At 49.4% G+C, this 19,069-nt stretch carries 19 protein-coding genes, 1 riboswitch and 1 other annotated feature; of the genes, 7 read left to right on the top strand and 12 right to left on the bottom strand.

The features are described from left to right. Positions 1 to 4 precede the first annotated feature (4 nt). The gene (locus QOS01_RS07350) at positions 5 to 886 is read right to left on the bottom strand and encodes a ferredoxin--NADP reductase (protein WP_283621766.1); all 882 of its coding nucleotides are present in this window, start codon (positions 884 to 886) and stop codon (positions 5 to 7) included. Next, positions 879 to 2,408: a phytoene desaturase family protein gene (locus tag QOS01_RS07345; RefSeq protein ID WP_283621765.1), complete on the bottom strand. Its 1,530-nt coding sequence runs from the start codon at positions 2,406 to 2,408 to the stop codon at positions 879 to 881. Before QOS01_RS07345 ends, QOS01_RS07350 begins: the two co-directional genes overlap by 8 nt. A 155-nt stretch (positions 2,409 to 2,563) precedes the next feature. On the opposite strand from QOS01_RS07345, the gene QOS01_RS07340 reads away from it, so the two are divergent. Further along, positions 2,564 to 2,704 (top strand): GntR family transcriptional regulator, encoded by a 141-nt coding sequence (locus tag QOS01_RS07340; protein ID WP_283621764.1) that lies wholly within the window; start codon positions 2,564 to 2,566, stop codon positions 2,702 to 2,704. 115 nt (positions 2,705 to 2,819) lie between these two features. After that, on the top strand, positions 2,820 to 3,281 hold the full coding sequence (locus tag QOS01_RS07335; protein ID WP_283621763.1) for an FCD domain-containing protein: 462 nt from the start codon (positions 2,820 to 2,822) through the stop codon (positions 3,279 to 3,281). A gap of 888 nt (positions 3,282 to 4,169) precedes the next feature. Here the strand turns inward: QOS01_RS07335 and asnS are convergent. The 5 genes from asnS to QOS01_RS07310 form a co-directional block, all read right to left on the bottom strand. Then, positions 4,170 to 5,468 (bottom strand): asparagine--tRNA ligase, encoded by a 1,299-nt coding sequence (gene asnS, locus QOS01_RS07330; RefSeq protein ID WP_283621762.1) that lies wholly within the window; start codon positions 5,466 to 5,468, stop codon positions 4,170 to 4,172. A 24-nt stretch (positions 5,469 to 5,492) separates the two neighbouring features. Next, positions 5,493 to 6,503 (bottom strand): aspartate--ammonia ligase, encoded by a 1,011-nt coding sequence (gene asnA / locus QOS01_RS07325; RefSeq protein ID WP_283621761.1) that lies wholly within the window; start codon positions 6,501 to 6,503, stop codon positions 5,493 to 5,495. 62 nt (positions 6,504 to 6,565) lie between these two features. Continuing rightward, positions 6,566 to 6,828 (bottom strand) — a binding site (T-box leader). 56 nt (positions 6,829 to 6,884) lie between these two features. Continuing rightward, a complete protein-coding gene (locus QOS01_RS07320; RefSeq protein ID WP_283621760.1) occupies positions 6,885 to 7,298 on the bottom strand; it encodes a GNAT family N-acetyltransferase in 414 nt (137 codons plus the stop codon). Between the two features lie 3 nt (positions 7,299 to 7,301). Further along, complete coding sequence (locus tag QOS01_RS07315) at positions 7,302 to 7,853, bottom strand: folate family ECF transporter S component (protein WP_283621783.1); 552 nt, start codon at positions 7,851 to 7,853, stop codon at positions 7,302 to 7,304. Between the two features lie 52 nt (positions 7,854 to 7,905). Then, positions 7,906 to 8,001: riboswitch (THF riboswitch) on the bottom strand. Positions 8,002 to 8,281: 280 nt separating this feature from the next. Next, positions 8,282 to 9,385: a glycerol dehydrogenase gene (locus QOS01_RS07310; protein WP_283621759.1), complete on the bottom strand. Its 1,104-nt coding sequence runs from the start codon at positions 9,383 to 9,385 to the stop codon at positions 8,282 to 8,284. Between the two features lie 57 nt (positions 9,386 to 9,442). Between QOS01_RS07310 and QOS01_RS07305 the strand changes: the two genes are divergently transcribed. The 3 genes from QOS01_RS07305 to QOS01_RS07295 are packed head-to-tail and all read left to right on the top strand — an operon-like array spanning position 9,443 to position 11,931. Continuing rightward, entirely contained in the window at positions 9,443 to 10,282 is an 840-nt protein-coding gene (locus QOS01_RS07305) for a GRP family sugar transporter (protein WP_408612481.1), read from the top strand. A 12-nt stretch (positions 10,283 to 10,294) separates the two neighbouring features. Then, positions 10,295 to 10,948: an HAD family hydrolase gene (locus tag QOS01_RS07300; protein WP_283621758.1), complete on the top strand. Its 654-nt coding sequence runs from the start codon at positions 10,295 to 10,297 to the stop codon at positions 10,946 to 10,948. 2 nt (positions 10,949 to 10,950) lie between these two features. After that, positions 10,951 to 11,931, top strand: a complete 981-nt coding sequence (locus tag QOS01_RS07295) for an NAD(P)H-dependent flavin oxidoreductase (protein WP_283621757.1) — start codon at positions 10,951 to 10,953, stop codon at positions 11,929 to 11,931. 86 nt (positions 11,932 to 12,017) lie between these two features. Here the strand turns inward: QOS01_RS07295 and QOS01_RS07290 are convergent, their stop codons facing one another. From QOS01_RS07290 to QOS01_RS07280, 3 genes are all read right to left on the bottom strand, one after another. Beyond that, the gene (locus tag QOS01_RS07290; RefSeq protein WP_283621756.1) at positions 12,018 to 14,546 is read right to left on the bottom strand and encodes a M1 family metallopeptidase; all 2,529 of its coding nucleotides are present in this window, start codon (positions 14,544 to 14,546) and stop codon (positions 12,018 to 12,020) included. 514 nt (positions 14,547 to 15,060) lie between these two features. After that, on the bottom strand, positions 15,061 to 16,122 hold the full coding sequence (locus QOS01_RS07285) for a Fic family protein (RefSeq protein ID WP_283621755.1): 1,062 nt from the start codon (positions 16,120 to 16,122) through the stop codon (positions 15,061 to 15,063). A 247-nt stretch (positions 16,123 to 16,369) separates the two neighbouring features. After that, the gene (locus QOS01_RS07280) at positions 16,370 to 16,972 is read right to left on the bottom strand and encodes a sugar O-acetyltransferase (protein WP_283621754.1); all 603 of its coding nucleotides are present in this window, start codon (positions 16,970 to 16,972) and stop codon (positions 16,370 to 16,372) included. Between the two features lie 144 nt (positions 16,973 to 17,116). On the opposite strand from QOS01_RS07280, the gene QOS01_RS07275 reads away from it, so the two are divergent. Further along, positions 17,117 to 17,593, top strand: a complete 477-nt coding sequence (locus QOS01_RS07275; RefSeq protein ID WP_283621753.1) for a hypothetical protein — start codon at positions 17,117 to 17,119, stop codon at positions 17,591 to 17,593. A gap of 371 nt (positions 17,594 to 17,964) precedes the next feature. Here the strand turns inward: QOS01_RS07275 and QOS01_RS07270 are convergent, their stop codons facing one another. Together QOS01_RS07270 and QOS01_RS07265 are read right to left on the bottom strand one after the other, a co-directional pair. Next, complete coding sequence (locus QOS01_RS07270) at positions 17,965 to 18,429, bottom strand: hypothetical protein (protein ID WP_283621752.1); 465 nt, start codon at positions 18,427 to 18,429, stop codon at positions 17,965 to 17,967. Between the two features lie 63 nt (positions 18,430 to 18,492). Continuing rightward, positions 18,493 to 18,795 (bottom strand): hypothetical protein, encoded by a 303-nt coding sequence (locus QOS01_RS07265; protein WP_283621751.1) that lies wholly within the window; start codon positions 18,793 to 18,795, stop codon positions 18,493 to 18,495. Between the two features lie 157 nt (positions 18,796 to 18,952). On the opposite strand from QOS01_RS07265, the gene QOS01_RS07260 reads away from it, so the two are divergent. Next, a partial coding sequence (locus QOS01_RS07260) for a helix-turn-helix domain-containing protein (protein ID WP_283621782.1) occupies positions 18,953 to 19,069 on the top strand: 117 nt, incomplete at its 3' end.

Raw genomic sequence — 19,069 nt, 5'->3', positions numbered from 1 at the left:
CAAATTAGTCCGGTGCGGCAGTATTACCGTTTAATTCGTGCCGAACCCGTCCTGGTGCTAAGTGGAGCTGGGCAACTTCCTTCATCACGAACTGGTACATTACCGACGGCCCACTGATGAAGATGGAGTAGTCAGCTGCTGGAGCATACTTTTCAATCAGGTCCTTACTGATGAAGCCGTGTTCGAAACCAGGTACTTCTTCGTCGCTGAGGACGTTGACCAGCTTGACCCGGTCAGTCTGCTCGGCGATCCCCTGGAGTTCATCCCCCAAGAGAATATTATCGTGACGGCAGCTCCCGTAGAGGATGGTCAAGTTAACATCCAGGGTATTTTCCAGGATTGCTTGGGCCATGGAATAGAATGGGGTAATCCCACTACCCCCGGCGATAGCGACAATGTTTTTGGCGTCACGAAGGGGTTCGTAGAAGAGTTCACCCGCGGGACCAGAGGCGGCAACGGTGGTGCCCACCTGCCAATTCTTCCAGATGTAAGGGGTGACGAAACCACCGTTGACCAGCTTCATGGTCAAAATATACTTACCCTCTTTAGCCTGCAGGGGTGTCGAACGGATGGCATACGGACGAGTTACGTAGCTGTCCCCAATGTGGAGACGGAGGGAAATGTATTGGCCGGGCTGGAAGGTGGCCAACTTAGTGGTGCCCTTGTCCTTATCAGGCGCGAAGACGAAGCTCTTGGCGTCAGGACCGTGGTCGATAATTTCCGTCACCTTGAGGTATTGAGTTGCCGGGTGCAGGGCCTTAACCAGTTCGTTCATTGGGTAGGTCTTTGGAAGGTCCGTGGCTGCGGCGGCATTAATCTCTTCTTGCCGGCGTTGGTTTAACTCCCCTAGTTTGGTAAATGCTACTTGTTCTTCATTTTTATTCATTCTTAACACCCTCTTTGTCTAATGCCGCACAGGCCATCTTCCCAATCGTAAAGCCGGTGAAGTAGGCGCTGCTGTAACCATCCATCATGAAGCTGCTGCCCCCGCAGAAGTAGAGGTGCGGAATTGGCTGGGCTTCCTTATCCAGGTTGGCCATCCGAGCGATCGTCTGGTCCCACTTCTTACCGTAGTAACCGTAGATATCGCCATTTGGCGTCCGCATGTAGCGGGCAAATGTCTCTGGGGTGGCAATGGCGACTTCTTCCACGGCGTCACTGATTTTAATTCCCGTAGCGTCTTCGTATTGTTTGATAACGCGCCGGGCAATCTTGTCCTTAACCTCGTCGTAGTTTTCCGCGGTGACTTGGTCCCAACTACCGTCACGGTATAACTGGGTGGCGTAGAGTAGGGAGGTCCCCGCCGGTGAACAGCCAGGAACAGCGATATTTAGGCAGTTCATAATCATGAAGTCGTTTTTGTCCAGGGTGTTCATCCGTTCGTACTGGGTCCGGGAATCGCCGGTACTAGAGATGAAAACACTGTAATCCTTGATACCAAGCTCTTCAGGGGACTTATTTAGTCCCAGGTAAACCAGGTAGCCACTCGTCCCGAGCTGGCGTGCATTGGTGAGCTTCAGGGCGTGTTCCGGAACAACGGCACGGTCGATCATCTTAGCATAAACGGTGTGGGGAACCAGGTCACAGACAATTTGGTGACCGTAGATCTGGTCATCGCCCACTTGGACACCAACGGCTTGACCATCCTTAGTCAGGATCCGCTTAACCTCGGTGTTGAACCAGACGTCACCACCGTTGGCTTGGATTGCGTGGACCAGGGCCGTTGTGATTTCGTGGCTCCGGTTAGTTGGCGCGTAGGCACCGTTCTCGACGTAGGTTACCAGCATTTCCGCAAAGTACGGGAACTCGAAGGTATCACTTGGAATCCCAATGTAGCACCAGTAGGCTTCAAGAATCTGCCGGGCCTTGAGGGGAATGTTAAGTTTGGCTAATACTTGGTCGTAAGGAACCGTCGCGTACTTAACAAAGGCGGGCGCTAACTTGGCAACTTCCTGGAGTGACTTGCCGGCTTGTAGGAGGTCGTACCCCTTGATACATTCTTCACCGTAGTCGAACAGCTTGCTAACGCCGGCCCGGCTACCGGGGACTTCTTCTTCAATCTTGTCGATTACGGCTTCACGACCGTTTGGCAGGGCGACGTCAAAGCCATCCTTACCGGTGATGATGTAGCGGTAGGCGCCTGGAATCTCGTGCATCGGTAGGTCAACGCCGAGCCAGTTAAACATCTGCCGGATTCCCTGTGGCTTTTCCTTTGGTCCGTAGGCGGCCAGCTCGTGCAGGGCGGTTTCAAATTCAAACCGGCCCCGAACAAAACTTGAGGCGGCACCGCCGGGGAGGTTGTGCCGTTCGATCAGTAAAGTTTTCTTACCAAGTTTACAAGCGGTTGCTGCGGCAACGAGGCCACCGTTACCTGCACCAACCACGATGACATCATAATTGTTTGCCATGGTAATTCATCCTCCATTCACAATTTCTTGACTACGCTTTCATTGTAGGAGAGACGGGGGATGAATGGTATCGCTAATTGGGTAATATGGTATAATTTGTTAAGAATATCACTTGTGGTTGCTGGTATGACCAGTGCAAGAGAGGGGATAATTCAATGGAATTTAAGAAAATCCACGCACCGAGTTCAACGGACCTGTTTGTTAACCAGCTGAAAACTGCCATTTTAACGGGGGAATATCAGCCGGGGGACCAACTGCCGAGCGAACGCGAGCTAGAAAAGCAGCTGGGGGGTTAGTCGGGCAGTAATCAATACGGGTCTGAAACGCCTGCAGGACCGTCACTTTATAGAAATCAAACCGCGGTACGGCGCATTTATTGCGGATTACCGGGCCACTGGCGACCTGCTGACGATGAACGAAATCATCAATTTCCACGGCGGACACTACCGAATCTCTTTGTTGAAGTCGATTTACCGGGTCCGCAACCAGATTGAGGCGGATATTATCCGGCTCGCTGCCGGGCGGCATGATGAGAAGGGCTTGCGCCAGGCGAAGTATGCCCTAGCCAGAATGGCCAATGCGGAAACGGAAAAGGACCGGTCGGCGGAGTACTTTAACTTCATTCACGCCCTGGCGATGGCTTCCGAAAACGATGTCTATCCCCTGCTAGTCAATAACTTTAAACCGATTTATTTGACCCTGGGGCGGTGGACCTGTGAGAATATGCGGTCAGCTGACTTTCAAAAGGAGGGTCAGCATCTCCTTGACCTAGTCAATGCGGGCCAAGCGGAAGCGGCCGTCCAGGATAACGTTAATTTGATTAGGAAGAACTACCAGCTTTTGAGTGGGCAGGATGATTTGGAACTAGGTTGAAATAAAGCGTCTCATCAGTCATGGGCTGAAGAGGCGCTTTTCGCTAAATAATTAAAATTTCGTGTTGCTTGGGTTTGACGGACGTGAGCTTAATTGCCCCCACGGTAGTCAAGTAATCAATTGCCTGCCGGGTCTGGGCCTTGGCAATCCCTTTTTCTCGGTATTTCCATCTAACTACTTACTAAAAATTGCGTTTTCGGAAAATAGAGTATGAAAATGGGCCTCCTAAATCGCGAAAATTGCGTTTTCGGCAAATAGAGTGAGAAAACAGGACTTCTAAATCGCGAAAATCGCGTTTTCGGCAAATAGAGTGTGAAAATAGGACTCCTAAATTGCGAAAACCACATTTTCGACAAATAGAACACAAAAATAAGCTTCCTAAATTACGAAAATCCAATTTTCAGCAAATAGAAACTAAAAGAATCCCCCTAAAACGCGTTTTTGAACGGTTTAGGGGGATTTTGTACTTCTATTAACGTACTACATGGCACTAGGCCCACTTACGGCCACTCCGCACTTCTTATTAACGTGCTGCAAGCCGCCGGGCCTAAGTGTCCAGTTACGAAAAATGGCTAGCCCGTATCCGTGCTAACCATTTTCCTATACTGGCCATCCGGCCCTAATGCGCGGCTTTCCACACTTCTTATTAACGTGCTGCGTGGCAGTGGACCTAGTGCCTAGCACATAAAAAGGCCTGACGCATACTGCGCCAGACCTTTTTACGATACTAGTCATACGGCCCACTTAAGGCCACTTCGCACTTCTGTTAACGTGCTCCATCCCCACGGGGCTGAATGCTTAGCTACGAAAAAAGCCCGGCCCGTAACCGTGCCAGACTTTTTCCTATGCTAATCATCGCCCCTCTGCGGGGGATTCCGCACTTCTTCTTTATGGGTTCAACCGGTTGAGCATCCGTGGGAATGGGATGTTTTCCCGGATGTGGTCTTGCAGGGTTACCCATGCTAAGAACCGTTCCAGACCCATTCCGAAACCAGAGTGTGGTACTGAACCATACTTGCGGAGGTCGTCGTACCAGCCGTATTCTTCCTTGCTCAAGCCGTTTTCTTCCAGCTTGTTGGTGATGTATTCGTAGTCGTATGAACGTTCCGAACCACCAATGATTTCACCGTAGCCTTCTGGAGCCAACAGGTCGGCACAAATAACTTGCCGGTCGTCCGTTGGGTCAGATGGCATGTAGAAGGCCTTGATTTCTTTGGGGTAATTCTTAATGAAGACCGGCTTCTTGAATTGGTCTGCCAGGTAGGTTTCTTCTGGTGAACCAAAGTCGTCGCCGTATTTAACGTCAATGCCGCCTTCTTGCAGCATTTCGATGGCCTTCTTGTAGGTGATCCGTGGGTATGGCAATTCAGTAAACGGCTTCAGGCTTTCGACGCTCCGACCAACCATTTCCAGTTCCCGTGAACAGTGGTCAATCAGGTCCTGAATCAGGTAGGCAACGTATTGTTCCTGAATCTCTTCACTCTCTTCTTCGTGACACCAAGCCATTTCTGGTTCAATCATCCAGAATTCCATCAGGTGCCGCCGGGTCTTGGACTTTTCTGCCCGGAAGGTTGGGCCCATTGAGTAAACGCGGCCTAATGCCATGGCCCCGGCTTCCTCATATAATTGACCAGATTGTGACAGGTATGCACTACGGTCAAAGTAGTCAGTTTCAAACAGTTCCGTCGTTCCTTCTGGAGCACTTCCCGTTAATTCAGGAGCATCGAACTGGGTGAAGCCGTGCTTATCGAAGAATTCCATTGTGGCCAGCTTTACCCGGCTCCGGATCCGCATCAAAGCCCATGGCTTGCGGCTCCGTAACCATAAGTGACGGTTGTCCAGCAGGAAGTCAATCCCGTGTTCCTTGTTACCGATTGGGTAGTCTTCACTCTTGCCCACAACTTCAATTTCTTGAATGTGAATTTCGTACCCGAATTTGGAACGCTTATCTTCGGCAATTTCACCGGTAACGTAAAAACTTGTTTCCTGGTGTAAGTCGTGCTTTGCCAGGTCGAATGTTTCAGGTGAAACATCGTTCTTCCGGATGATTCCCTGGAAGAATCCCGTTCCATCACGGAGCTGCAGGAAGGCAATCTTCCCACTTGACCGCTTATCAGTTAACCAAACACCAATCTTGACAGTTTCACCCACGTGCTTTGGGGATTCGCTGATCGTAATTGTCTCCATCTAATACTCACTCCTAAACTAAGATTACAGAATCTGAATGTGTGCGGCAGCGCACTTGTCTAACATTTCTTGTGGCCAAACACTGGCTTGAACTTCACCAACGTGGGCCTTGCCAAGCAGCAGCATGCAGAGCCGTGATTGACCAATCCCACCACCAATGGTGTATGGCAGTTCGCCCTTCAACAGCATTTGGTGGAAGGGCAGCTTTTCACGGGCCTCTTCACCGGCCTTTTCCAGCTGTTCCTTCATGGATTCAGGGCTAACCCGGATCCCCATGCTGGAGATTTCCAGCTTCTTTTGAAGGGGCTTGTACCAGAAAATAATGTCACCGTTAAGTTGCCAATCATCGTAGTCGGGTGCCCGGCCATCGTGCGACTTGCCGCTGCGCTTCAGCTTATCACCAATCTTCATTACGAAGACGGCACCAAGTTCCTTAGCAATTTTATCTTCCCGCTCCATTGGGGTCAAGTCTGGCCAGCGGTCTTCCAATTCCTGGGTTGTGACGAAGTGAATTTCGTCTGGCAGTTGGTAAACAGCGTCCGGGTAGAGTTCCCAGAGTTCACGTTCAATCTTCTTGATAACTTTGAAGATTTGCCGAACGGTGGCCTTCAAAGTCGTTTCCGTCCGTTCTTCCTTGGCGATGATCTTTTCCCAGTCCCACTGGTCAACGTAGATGGAGTGGAAGTTGTCGAGATCTTCGTCCTTCCGGATGGCGTTCATGTTGGTGTACAGACCTTCATGCATGCCAAAACCGTACTTCTTCAGGGCCATCCGCTTCCACTTAGCCAGGGAGTGGACCACTTCAATTGTCTCGCCTGGCAGACCCTTCATGGAGAAGGAAACTGGCTTTTCAACCCCGTTCAGGTTATCGTTGAGCCCGGTGCCCTTTTCGACGAACATTGGGGCGGACATCCGTTGCAGGTGCAGTTCGTGGCCGAATTCATCCTGGAAGTTCTCCCGGATGAACCGGATGGCTGCTTCAGTGTCACGGATAGATAACTTTGGGTCGTAATCTTGTGGAATAATCAAACTCATAATTAACACTCCTCGTAATTTGATTTGAGGATAAAATAAAAAGCCTTTCATCCCCCGTAAATCGAAGGGACGAAAGGCTTTATTCCGCGGTACCACCCAAGTTGCCTAAGAATCGTAATTCTTAGACCGCTTTTCGAACGCAATCACGTTCTACCGGTGTGGTAACGTACCGGGGACGGCTGAGCCTACTTTAATCATGATGATTATTTGGGTCAGCGGCACTGCGAGAAAGTGTTTTTCAAACGTCCAGGGTCGGCCGGTCTCTCACTATCACCAGCTCACTTTACGAATGCGGCGCTTTACTCTTCTTCCTCATCGCTTTTGAAATCTTTAATGATATTCTAACCTGTTTTTTATAAATTGCAAGACCTTTTTACCAAATTATTTATTAATTGACCAAGCCATCCGCAGCTCAGCGCTTGTTTGGCGCGTAATGACAAAATCATTATGCTGGTAAAATTTAATTGCCTGCTGGTTCTGACGGTAGGCGGCTAATTCTAATTGGTCATGGCCCTTTTTAGCAAAATTAAGCAGTTGGTGGCCGATTCCACAGTTGCGAAAGCCGGCCGAAACAAAAAGGCCGGCGATATAATCACCGGTCAGTCCGATAAAGCCCCGGACAATTCCCGTCCCATCAATAAAGCAGTAAACTTCGGCCCGCTTAATTGCTGCCCGGACGGCGGGACGTTGCTTTTCCCAATATGAACGGGGGATAGAGGAATGGGCATCACAGTTACCGTCAAACCAGATCTGCATAACAGTATCAAGGTCAGACGAATTCATCTTTCTAATCATTGGTTAACGGTCCAAACGTAAGTTAATTCGTGACAACTGCCGCAGAATGATCAGGACCAAAATAGCTTCGAGCGGCCAGGAGACAATCTCCTTTGGCAAGCGAATTGCTAGCAGGGCGGTAAAGGCCCGACCGGTACTGGAAGAGGTCATGCTCATCAAGTAGACCCACAACGTCGTGAAGAAGACGTTAGTCACCAGGATCTGGAAAAATTCGTAGATGAAGATCCGCTGCCAGGTGATCCTTTGGTTGTACAAAAACATCCCGGCAATTACTCCGGAAACAAAGGCGGAGAAGGTAAAGCCGGGGAAGAACATGCTTCCCGTGTTCAAAATAGTGTTGCTAACGAGGTCGTTAACAACCATTGCGGCGCCCCCAATCCAGGGCCCCAAGTAGTAACCAATCAAGGCCGTTGCGATAAAGCCGAAGCTAAATTTAAGAACGGCCGGGTCACCTACCGAGAGCTTGCTCAGGATAATCTGGAGGGCAACTAGCAAGGCTGCTAAGGTCATGTGGCGGGTCGTAAAACGCGGCCCAGCAAAAGATAATACTGACATCATCAAGACACTCCCTAAAATTTTATTTGTTAGGGAACCATCGACGGTTGTCCGTGGTGAATGCGGAAAACCAAAGCAGCCATCCGGCCTCCTTCCAACGTTCACATTCTGTTCCGCTGGACAATAACTCTGGAGTTCCTACCCCAACACAGGCAGTATACGATAGATACGGATAATTAGCAATACTACTGCTTGTAAATGGGACTAAATAAGAACTTTTTATGTTCAAATAGCAAATATTGTTCAATGATATACAAGAGAAAGTTGATTAAAAGAAGTTATAAAAAGTTATAAAATAAGAGAAAAAGTTATAAAAAGTTATAAAACGAGTGAATTCTAATTAAAAGGCGGTACGCCATTCCAATTTGGATGCGTACCGCCTTTTGTTATGCGTTTTTTTAGAAGGTATTATTGGCACTTATTACTACTTATTTGTGGCTTGCCAGGTAGTCCGTGGTGTAGGCATCAACCGCCCGGAAGGCTTGGGCAACGTCATCAGAAGTGACCTTGAATGGCAGCCGGCTGATGGTGTCATTTTCTGAGCAGGCGGCCTTAGCGGCAACCAGGAGCTTGTCATCACCAGCATCAGCGAGGCCTAAGTCAGCAAGGGTGGTTGGTAAGCCAAGCGAAAGGATCAATTCAAAGTACTTGTTGTAACGCTTTTGGTTGGTACCTTCCAGCATCAGTTGGGTTAGCGTACCGTATGCCACCTTTTGACCGTGTGACAACGCATGCGTTTCTTCCAGGGCCGTCAAACCGTCGTGAATCGCGTGGGCACCAGAAAGGCCACCACTTTCGAAGCCGAGGCCACTCATCAGCGTATTAGCTTCGATAACCTTTTCCAAGGCGCTCGTGACGACGTGGTGCTTAACATCGGCGACGGCAATGTGGGCGTACTTGAAGAGGGTATCCTCACACTTTTGGGCAATGGCGTTACCGACCAACGTCTGACCTTCGTTTAGCATCGTGTCAGCACCAGCCTGGGCAACGGCTTGGGCTTCAACGTTGGTAGCCAAGGCGTCAGCAATCCCGGAAATAAGCAGCTTAGCAGGAGCCCCGGCGATTACCTGGCTGTCCACCAAGACCAGGTCGGGGTTGTGGGAGTAAAAGCGGTAGTGGTCAAAGCTACCGTCATCCTTGTATATAACGGAAAGCCGGGAACATGGAGCGTCAGTTGAAGCCAGAGTTGGCATGATAACAACGGGGAGACCCAAATTGTCGGCAACCGCCTTAGCAGAATCACTGGTTTTCCCGCCACCAAGACCGTAAACAACGCTAACGTTGTCCTGCTTACCAATCGCCGAGATCCGGTCAATTTCGTTGGTTGAGGACTCACCGTTAAACTTAACCAGGTCGACCTGGTAACCATTTGCGGTCAGGTAGTCTTCTAACTTTTTACCAACAATCTTGTAAACATCATCATCAGTTACCAGGAGGGGTTTCTTACCAAAGTTCTTCAGATATGGGTCACTGTTGAGCAAAACACCTTTGCCTTGAACGTATGAGGATGGGGAAGCAAATTCTTTAATCATAATGTCGACCTCCAAATATAGCATGAATTGTAAGCGCTTAACCTTACGATTTAAGTTATACTCGCGGAAATCGGTTTCCTAGCAAGCCCTTTTTTAAATTCGGTCAATAAAGTTAAATTTAATGACCTTCTGCGGGTCAGCTGCCTGGTCCAAAACCAGATCGACCGCCTGCTGGCTTTCATTTTTACCCGGCCCACTGTTAGTTTAACTGCCTTTGCTTTGGCAATTTTATGTGGGGCCCTGTGGACGATTGGCCAGATTGGTCAGTTTATTTCGTTCAAGCGAATCGGGGTAGCCAACACGGTTCCCTTGTCAACGGTCTTCCAACTAATTGGTAACTCAATCATTGGGATGACGATGTTTGGTGACTGGGCGGGGGCCCGGTCAAAGGTTATCGGAATAGCGGCCCTGATTGTCGTCGTGATTGGGGCCCTGTTTACCTCGGTGAGTGACCAAAAGGGGCAGAGTATTACCGCCCGTGACGTTATCTTCCTGCTGTGCACAACGATTGGCTTTTGGGTATACTCGTCCTTTCCCAACATTGCAATCATTAAGGAACAGAGTGGGACCGGGATTTTCCTCCCGGAGATGCTGGGGATTCTGCTTGGCGCCCTGATTTACGGCTTCTTTACCGACCGAAAGGCATTTACCCAACGGGCCCAGTACATGAATATCCTCGGTGGTCTGGCCTGGGGGATTGCCGGCTTTGCCTACATTTTCTCCGCCCAGGCTAACGGGAACACGTCGGCCTTCATTTGGACCCAATTGAACGTGGTCATTGCCACTTTTGGGGGAATTATTATCCTGCACGAGCACAAGAGTAAGCGGGAACTGAAATACACCATCCTCGGTATCTTGCTAATCGTTGCCGGAAGTGTTGCCACTTCATTTGCATAGGGGGAAAGCAAAATGACGGTTAACAACTATATTTTCGACATTGATGGAACGTTGATTGATACTTTTGCAATGTATATGCCAGCTTTGATAGAAACGCTAAAAGCACATGGCTACCACTTCCCTGATCCGCTGAAAGTAGAAAGGGGACTGTACGGAATCGCAGCTGTGGACGCCCTAAAGAAACTTGGTGTCCCGGCAGGAGAAATTGATTCAATCAACGAGGAATGGATTCACCGGTCCTACCAGCACTTTGATCAAGTAAGGGTCCTGCCGGGGATTCCCGCGACCATCAGCCAACTGGCAGCCAAGCAGGGCACTCAATTGGCAATCGTTACCTCCAAAACGCGGGCGGAGTACCAGCAATATTTCCAAAACCAGTACCCGTTTGCCGAGAATTTTACGGTCGTGGTCACGGCAGATGACACAACGGCCCATAAGCCATCGCCGGCGCCAATCCTTAAAGCGCTGGACCGGCTCGGCGCGGACCCAACGACTGCGGTTTACGTTGGTGACATGCCAACTGACCTGGCGGCGGCTCATGCGGCTAGTATTAGGTTTGCCGGGGCGGAGTACGGTGCCAGTGACCCTAGTAAAATTACGGCAGCCGATTTTCGGCTAGCTCAACCAAGTGACTTATTAGCGATTAATCAAGAAGGAGCTGTTTAATTATGAATCGTGTATGTAAAGCATTAAGTATTAAGTACCCAATTATCCAGGGCCCACTGGCCTGGCTGACCGATGCCAAATTTGTTGCGGCGGTCACGAATGCAGGGGGCCTCGGCACGCTGGGACCAGCAGCGGGGCAAAACGAACGGTTCAGGGATCCGGACCCGGCCAAGCGCCATGCCATGACGGTAGAACGGATGCGTAATGAGGTGCGGAAGGTTAAGAAGCTGACCACGGGAACGTTTGCGGTCAACATTATTCCATCCAATGGTGGAAACGATGGCCACACCAAGCCCCTGATCAAGATGATGATTGAAGAGGGCGTTCCGGCCGTTGTTTACACGGGGAGTGAGGTTTATCCCGAAATCTTCCAAGTGCTGAAAGATCATGATATTAAGATTATTTACCGGGCCCTGAACCCAACGGTAAGTAATGCCCGGGCGGCCGAGAAAAACGGCGCTGACGTAATCGTCGCAACCGGCTTTGACGAAGGGGGCACCCTCCCCAAGCAGGTAGTGGGCACCTTCTCAATTGTTCGGATGATCGTTGATGCGGTTAACCATACGCCGGTTCTGGCAGCAGGTGGAATCACCGACCGGCGGGCAGTCAAGGCGGCCCTGGCCCTCGGCGCCGAAGGGGTGTACTGCGGTAGTGTCTTCATTGCCAGTGAGGAAAACCGGGCGGCGGCTAAGGTTAAGCAAGCAATTGTCAATTCAACCGCCGATGACCTATTGCTGTTTCGGACCAAGCCGGCCTATTACCGGTCCTTGCCGGGGCCGTTTGCTGACCACCTCCAGGAATTGAGTGACCAGGGGGTTAGCCGGGACGAACTCGGCAAGGTCATGGGCGGTTTATACGGCTTGAAGCTGGGGATGGTCGACGGTGACTGGGACCACGGTTACGTTTCGCTGGGAACCGGGATTACCAGCATTCATGAGATTCGGCCGGTTAAGGCAATTATTGCTGATTTGATGGCGGATTAATTTTACAGTGTTTCACATGAAACATAAAAATCCAGGATGACATTGTCGCCATCCTGGATTTTGTCGTTTAACAGTTATTTATAATGTTAGTCCGCAATTGCCGCGTTTACGGCGGCAGCTTCCTTTTCCACCAGGGCAACCTTGCTCTCAATGATCCGGATGTCCATCGTGATCTCTCGGGTCAGACCCGGCGTATTGATCTTTGGTTCAAAGAATTCCTTGAATTCAGCTAACCGCTGTGGGGTGTGGAAGATGCCCGCGGAAACGGTGATGTAGGAGGCAAACTCCATGTCGCCACCGACCGTGTCATCCAGCCACTGCCATTCATTACGCAGCCAATCCCAAGCTGCTTCTTGACCGGCATCGTTGGCTAAAATACCGCGGTACCATGCACGAAGGTCCTGGGGCTTAATTACCTGGGCATCCTTGTAGTGACCGATGATCAGCTTGATCAGTTCAGGGTCGGTCGTGGTTGGAATTGCCATCCGCAAGTCGGCCTTGTAACTTGGGTCCGCAGTTTGCTGGTAGGCGGCAAGCAGCTTATCGAAGAGGTCCCGACTACCGTAGTTTTGAACCTCACTCTTCAGGACCAGTCCCCGGATGTCGGCGGACAGGGCACCAAGTTTATCCTGGTTATCAAGGAAAATCTGGTGGGCCGCCTTAATTGCTTCTTCGTTGTGGGCATAGAGGGCCGCGTTGAGTACGTATGGTCGTACCAGCTGGTCGTCGTTGCTTTCACCCGCCTTAGGTAGCCAACCGAGCCGGGCAACCTGGTCCTTGCTCAATTGGTTGAAGAACTTCTTCAGGTGGGCTTCTTCAGCCGAACCAGGTTTAACAAACATCTTGAGGCTGTTGGCGATGTGGTAGAGCTCGGCGTTCACGATGACCGAGTGGCTGCCGGCAAACCGGGTCAGCAGTGGAATCAGGCTGGCATAGAAAATCTGTTGCCCTTCCGCGAGCAGGCGCAAGTCTTGAAGGAGCTGCCGTTGACTGATGCTGTCCAGGTCAGTGGCGTGGTCAAGGATGTCCTTCAACAGCTGGTCGTCATACTTAACGATGAAGTGGGAGTTGTTGCCGACATTGAGACGGAACGGCTGACCCGCTTGCTTCCGCAGGGTTGCGTAGTCGCCGAGGACGACTTCCTTATCTGCCATGATCTGTGGAGCAGCGTCGTAGTTACTGTTCAACGGAATCTGCCACGTCCGGCCCTTATCCTTGCCGTCGCCGATGAAGAACTGTTTCTGGCTAAGGACCAGTTGTCCCTGGTCGTTAACTGTGGCAGAAACCACGGGGTAACCCGGTTGTTCCAGCCAGGACTTCATGATTTCGCCGATGTTCAGGCCGGATGCGTCACCGAGGGCCTGCCAGAGGTCATTACCAGCGGCGTTGTTGTACTTGTGGGCGGCAAAGTAGTTCTTCAAGCCGGCACGCAGGGCATTGTCACCGAGCAGGGCCCGGACCATGACTAGCATCCGGGAGCCCTTGGCGTAAACGATCGCCGGGTCGAAGATTGAGTCAATTTCGGCCGGATTGTTAACTTCAACGTGGACGGGCTGGACCCCATCAGTTGCGTCCCGTTGCAGGGCCATCGGAGCTTCGGAGGTTTGGAACAATTCCCAAATCTTCCATTCGGGGTGGATGGCGTCAACGGAGACGTATTCCATCATGTTGGCAAAACTTTCGTTGAGCCACAGGTCATCCCACCACTTCATCGTTACCAGGTCACCAAACCACTGGTGGGCCAGCTCGTGGGTAATAACGGTGGCAACCAGTTGCTTCATGTCGAGGGCGGTGTTGTCAGGGTCCAAGAGAAGGTAGGCTTCACGGTAGGTTACCAAGCCCCAGTTTTCCATGGCCCCAGCTGAGAAGTCTGGCAGGGCCAACTGCCAGGAGTGCGGTAGTGGGTACGGAGTGTGGTAGAAGTCTTCGTAGAATTCGATGGCCTTCTTAGCAATCTCAAGGGCGAAGTCGAGTTCCTTTGCTTGGTGGGCCTTGGTAGCGAAGACCCCGACCTTAACGCCGGACTTCGTTTCTGTCAGTTTGCTTTGTAACTCACCAAAGGCAAAGGCAACCAGGTAGGTTGACATCTTGACGGTCTGGTCAAAGTAGTGGACCCCGTCCTTAACATGGTTCTCCGGCATATTAGCGATGATCGTTTCACCGGGGTGCTCGTCAAACTTGATGGCCAAAGAGAAGGTGGCCTTAGCGGCAGGCTCGTCGACACACGGGAAGGCTTGCCGGGCCGCGGTCGTTTCAAACTGGGTCCCGATAATTTGCTTCTGTTCGCCGTTAACCTTGTAATAGGATGGGTAGATCCCCATCATTGTGTCGGTCAGTGGTGCGGTGTAGTCGATGCTCAGCTTAACATCGCCGGCGGCAGGCAGGGTAATTTCGACCGCTTCCTCGTCGTCCTTGACGGTAAACGGCACCTGCTTTTGGTCTACGGTGACGTTAGCGATGTGGAGAAACTTCTGGTTGATCTTGATCACTGGTTGGCTGGCGTACCCATCAATGGTGGTCGTCCCAGTAATTGTCTTCTTGGCCCGGTCAATGTCGAGGTAGACATCGTAATGGTCAGGCTGGAAGACGTCATAGAGTCGTTTATTTTCTGTCATTAAAAAGTTCACTTCTTATTTTTAGGATAGTTTAATTATACGGCGAAACCGAGCCGGAGCAAAGAAATTACGATTTGCCAGACCGGCGTGTTGTAAAACAGGAGCATTGCCAATTGTTTGAAAGAAAGTGGGGAACGGATGTTAATCAGGTAAATCGTTAACCAAGGATCTGAAAAATACCGGACTTTATAACAGGACCTAATTTTTAGAAGATGAAAAAAGAATGCTGGACTTGCGCTTAGTATTCTTTTAGTCGAAATTAAAAATAGTGGTTAAGGTTTTTTACCTTGGGCTGAAAAATCAAAGTTGTTTTCCGTTTTCCAGTTTCCAGTGTCTTTAACCCGGAAACTGTGGGCCAGGATTCGGATTGACATGGGGGTATTGTGCTGTTGGATGATGATTTCTTCCTTTCATGAAGTATTTACTGATTATGATGTTCCTTTTCGGTGCAAAACAAAAGTTATCGGTGCAAAATTAGCATTTTTTGCACCGATAACTGATTTAAAGCACTGTATTAATCATTAGTCTTGTATTTACTTGCGCGTCCGCGCCCAATTAACTTGATCTTGTGTTGTTTACGGAGCGTCGCCAAAGCGTGTTTAATCGTGGTTTCACCGTATTGTGGAATAAGTCCCATCAATTCTCGTCTTGAGAGGGGCCGTAGACTATTTGATAATTTAGCAAGAATTAATGATTCAGGATTTATATCGGTATCATTAGTAAAATCGATTCGGGAGTCTAATTCACGATATGCTTGAAGAACAATACTGAGAAAGTAGTCAATAAAGTACGAATAGTCGTTTTTATTTTCTGACCATTGTTTACCAGAACTTTTTAGTAATGTGTTGTAGTACTGGGCTTTTGTTTTTTCAATCAGTCGTTCCAAACTAATATATTTGCCAACGTCAAAACCTAGTTGATGCAGTTCAAGGAGCATGAGTAGCCTTGACATGCGACCATTCCCGTCTCTAAATGGGTGAATAGAAACAAAGTCAAGCATGAAAGCAGCTGCAATGATTAATGGGGGAAAGTAATTTTCCTGGAGCGAATTTTTATACGCATTGCAAAGTTCCTCAATTAATTTTGGCGTAAGGTATGCCGGTGGCGGAGTGAAATGTGTTTCACGGTGCCCGTCTGCAAAAGTTGTGATAATTGCATTATCGATATTCTTGAATTCACCGCCCCAAGTACTAGCGGTAAAGTTAAACAATTCTTTGTGCAGAGCCAAAATATTGTTGGGCGTTATTTTAATGTACTGATAGTTTTCGTGGATTGTGGCAAGGACATCACGGTATCCATAAATCTCTTCCTCACTCCGATTTTTTGGCATTGTTTTCTGATTCATTAATTGCTTAAGACGCACATCACTTGTGGCAATACCCTCGATACGATTAGAGGAATCAGTACTTTCAATCTTTGCAACGGCCAGAAGTTTATCCAAAATATCCTTGGATTTTATTGAGATGTGTGCAGTTTTCCCCTTTAATTCATGGATTTGACTCAGCTTTTCGACCATCGAGGTTGTTAGACGTAGGTCGTTTAAGGTTTTGTAATTAAAAGTTTTCAGTGCAATCATCTCCTTATCGGTGCAAAAACAAAAGTTATCGGTGCAAAATTAGCAGATTTTGCACCGATAACTAATTTAAAGCACTGATTTATTTGGCTTTGGAGTCTTCGGGGCGGACAGCAGACCGCCGTTCATCAGCTCGTCGCCGCCATAGGTCATCGGTCATCTCGGTATTGTTGATCTCGAAATAGTTAGTGTGATGGGTTCGGAAGGTGAAGAGCAAGGCCCCGGACTTGTCGGGGGAGCCTCCTTTCTATTATGACAAAAGCTTGGGATCGATCTTCATCTGGCTATGGTAGTACTTGCGGTCGTGGTCACTAATTGGCCGTACAACCTTGGCCGGAACCCCGACAGCGACCACGTTAGCAGGCAGGTTCTTGGTGACAACCGCACCGGCCCCGACTACGGTATTATTACCAATTGTGACCCCGGGAACAACAATGACGCCGGCCCCGAGCCAGCAGTTTTTACCAATGTGGATCGACAGGTTATATTGGTAGCCCTTTTCCCGTAATTCCGGCAGAATTGGATGATTAGCGGATGCCAGGGTGACGTTAGGGCCGATCATGGTGTGACTGCCGATATAGATGTAGGTGTCATCGACCACGGTCAGGTTGAAGTTAGCATAGATGTGGTCACCAAGCATGACGTGTTTGCCGCCAAAGTTGGCGTGGAAGGGTGGCTCAAGGAAGCAGCCTTCACCCACTTTACCGAGCATTTCCTTCAACAGACGCTGGCGCTTATCGCCCTCGGTAGGCAGGGTGCGATTATATTCGTACATTGGCAACTGGGCCGCCGCTTGCTTTTTTAAAATTTCTGGGTCATCTGGATTATAAATTTGTTGGTCATGGAGTGCCATGGACAAGACTCCTTTCAAGTTGTTATCCTTAGTTTAACCGATTTGGTCAGACAGATGAAAACGGTTAAATTATTTTATTATATTATAAATAACTATATATTAGTTCACATAGTAAAGCATTTTATATACAAAGAGGAGATTCAAATGAAGAAATCAGCTATTTTGTTTTCGATGGTTGTGTTAGGATTGGGATTATCTGGTTGTGGTAATAGCCACCACGATGAGTCGGCCGCCTCGAGTAGTGTAAAGACAAGTCAGGTGAGTCACCACCATCGGCGGGCCCAACGCCAGGCCAGCGACCAATCAGCAAGTAGCGCCAGTCAAAGTAGCGAGCGCCAGAGTAGCTCTGCCAGTGCGTCCAGTGAGCAGCACGTAATCAATACCGCGGACGATGCGGCGAGTCTTGTTGCCCATGCGATGGCCGCGGATGATAGCCTCTACCACGCCGTTCCGGTATCCGGGGGCTTTGAGGTGACCCGGTCTGACATGGACCAGAAGGCGTTCGTCCACTACGACGGGTCAGTCACCTGGGATGACGGGACCACCCAGCCATACAGCGAGGTGTCGGCACCGGAAAATAATGACCGGGTCAACAGTACCTTTGCACCATCCGGGAACTAATGGCGGACCCGTGTACGCCAGTCTTTAGAATCGATTAATATAAATGGGGCTGTGACTAAGTCCCCCATATAGTTAAAAATGCTATGGCGCAGTACACAAAGGGGCTCTAGCGTTCGGGAAATCCGAACCCTAGAGCCCTCTTTGTGCTTCCACAGGCTAGCTTCGCTTCGAAAGACGAGGTTGGGAGAAAGCTTTGTTTTCTCACCAGCCTCTTTTAGTTTTCCGAATATTACACAGTAATCGCGGAAAAAAAGCGTGCTCCTAGTGTCTAGTTACGGACAATCATTGGCCCGTACCGTGCCAACAATCGTCCTATACTAGCCATATGGAGCACTCTGAAGCTTTTTTCCCAGCTTCTATCTCCCAATTCTTTAGTAAAGATCATGGTATTCGATGACAAATTCAGCGAAGAAGGGAAGGGTGAAGGACAGCTCGCCCCAGGACGGTGCCGTAATTAGCTGGTCATCGAGGAGCCGCCGTCGGTAGGCTGAAATATAGTTCTTAGACTTGTTCATCCGCGTGCCGATTGCGGATGTCTTCACAGTGTTCCCGCCAAGTTCGGCCATCGTGAGGACAAACTTACGGTCAACGGGGGAGAGCTCCTGGTACATTTTCAGATAAACATTTCTAAACAACTCAGCTTTATAATCAGCTAGCACCTGGTCAACCGTTGCCTGGTCGATCAGTGATTTTCCCGTCCGCCACAGGAGAAAACCGAGTAACTGGAAGGCGTAGGCATAGCCGTTGGTAATCTTGGTAATGAAATTTAATGTATGCTCATCAATTTCTCGCTTACCGCGACTAAAGGCTTGCCGGTAGCTGTTCTTAATTGTCAAAAGGCTCAGTGGCTCCAGATATATTCGCTGACTCCGCAACAAGAAGGTCAAGACATCATCGTTTTACAGCTCCGATACCTTACTTGGCAGTCCTGCCATTAGTAGGGCAATGTGGTACTCATTCCGTAAAAGAATCTGGTAAATGGCTGCGAATTCGCGTAACGCTGGTGTTGAGCTAATTTCATCGATAGTAATTAGGAGTTTTAGCTTTCGCTGCTGCAACGTTTCGGCTAATGATTCTAACAGGGGCTGGTGCGGCGAGTTAGTCACACTAGCTTGGTTCCGTTGGTAGGCGATTTTAAGGACCCCCGCTGCACTGACGCTGATACCATCGCTACTCTTCAATAAGTTTTTGAAAACGGGCAAGGAAACACGTTCTTTTAAGGACGTGATGAATTGCCTATTTTTTAATCTTTTAATCGAACGCACGTTTCGGGATATGATATAATATTCTTAACAGAGAGTGGTGTTCAGGTATTAATTAGCTTTGTTGACTGGCCGATGATGAAAGATTGTGGTGAAAATGGCGCAAGTTATAAAGGGGATTAAACTTCGTCTATATCCCAATGCCCAGCAAAGGGAACAATTGTGGCAGATGTTTGGTAATGATCGCTTCGTTTGGAACCAAATGTTGGCGATG

This window comes from Limosilactobacillus avium, from assembly GCF_947381485.1.
GTDB classification, from domain to species: Bacteria; Bacillota; Bacilli; order Lactobacillales; family Lactobacillaceae; genus Limosilactobacillus; species Limosilactobacillus avium.
Note: the sequence above shows the minus strand (reverse complement) of the source record. Positions and strands in the feature narration are given on the sequence as shown.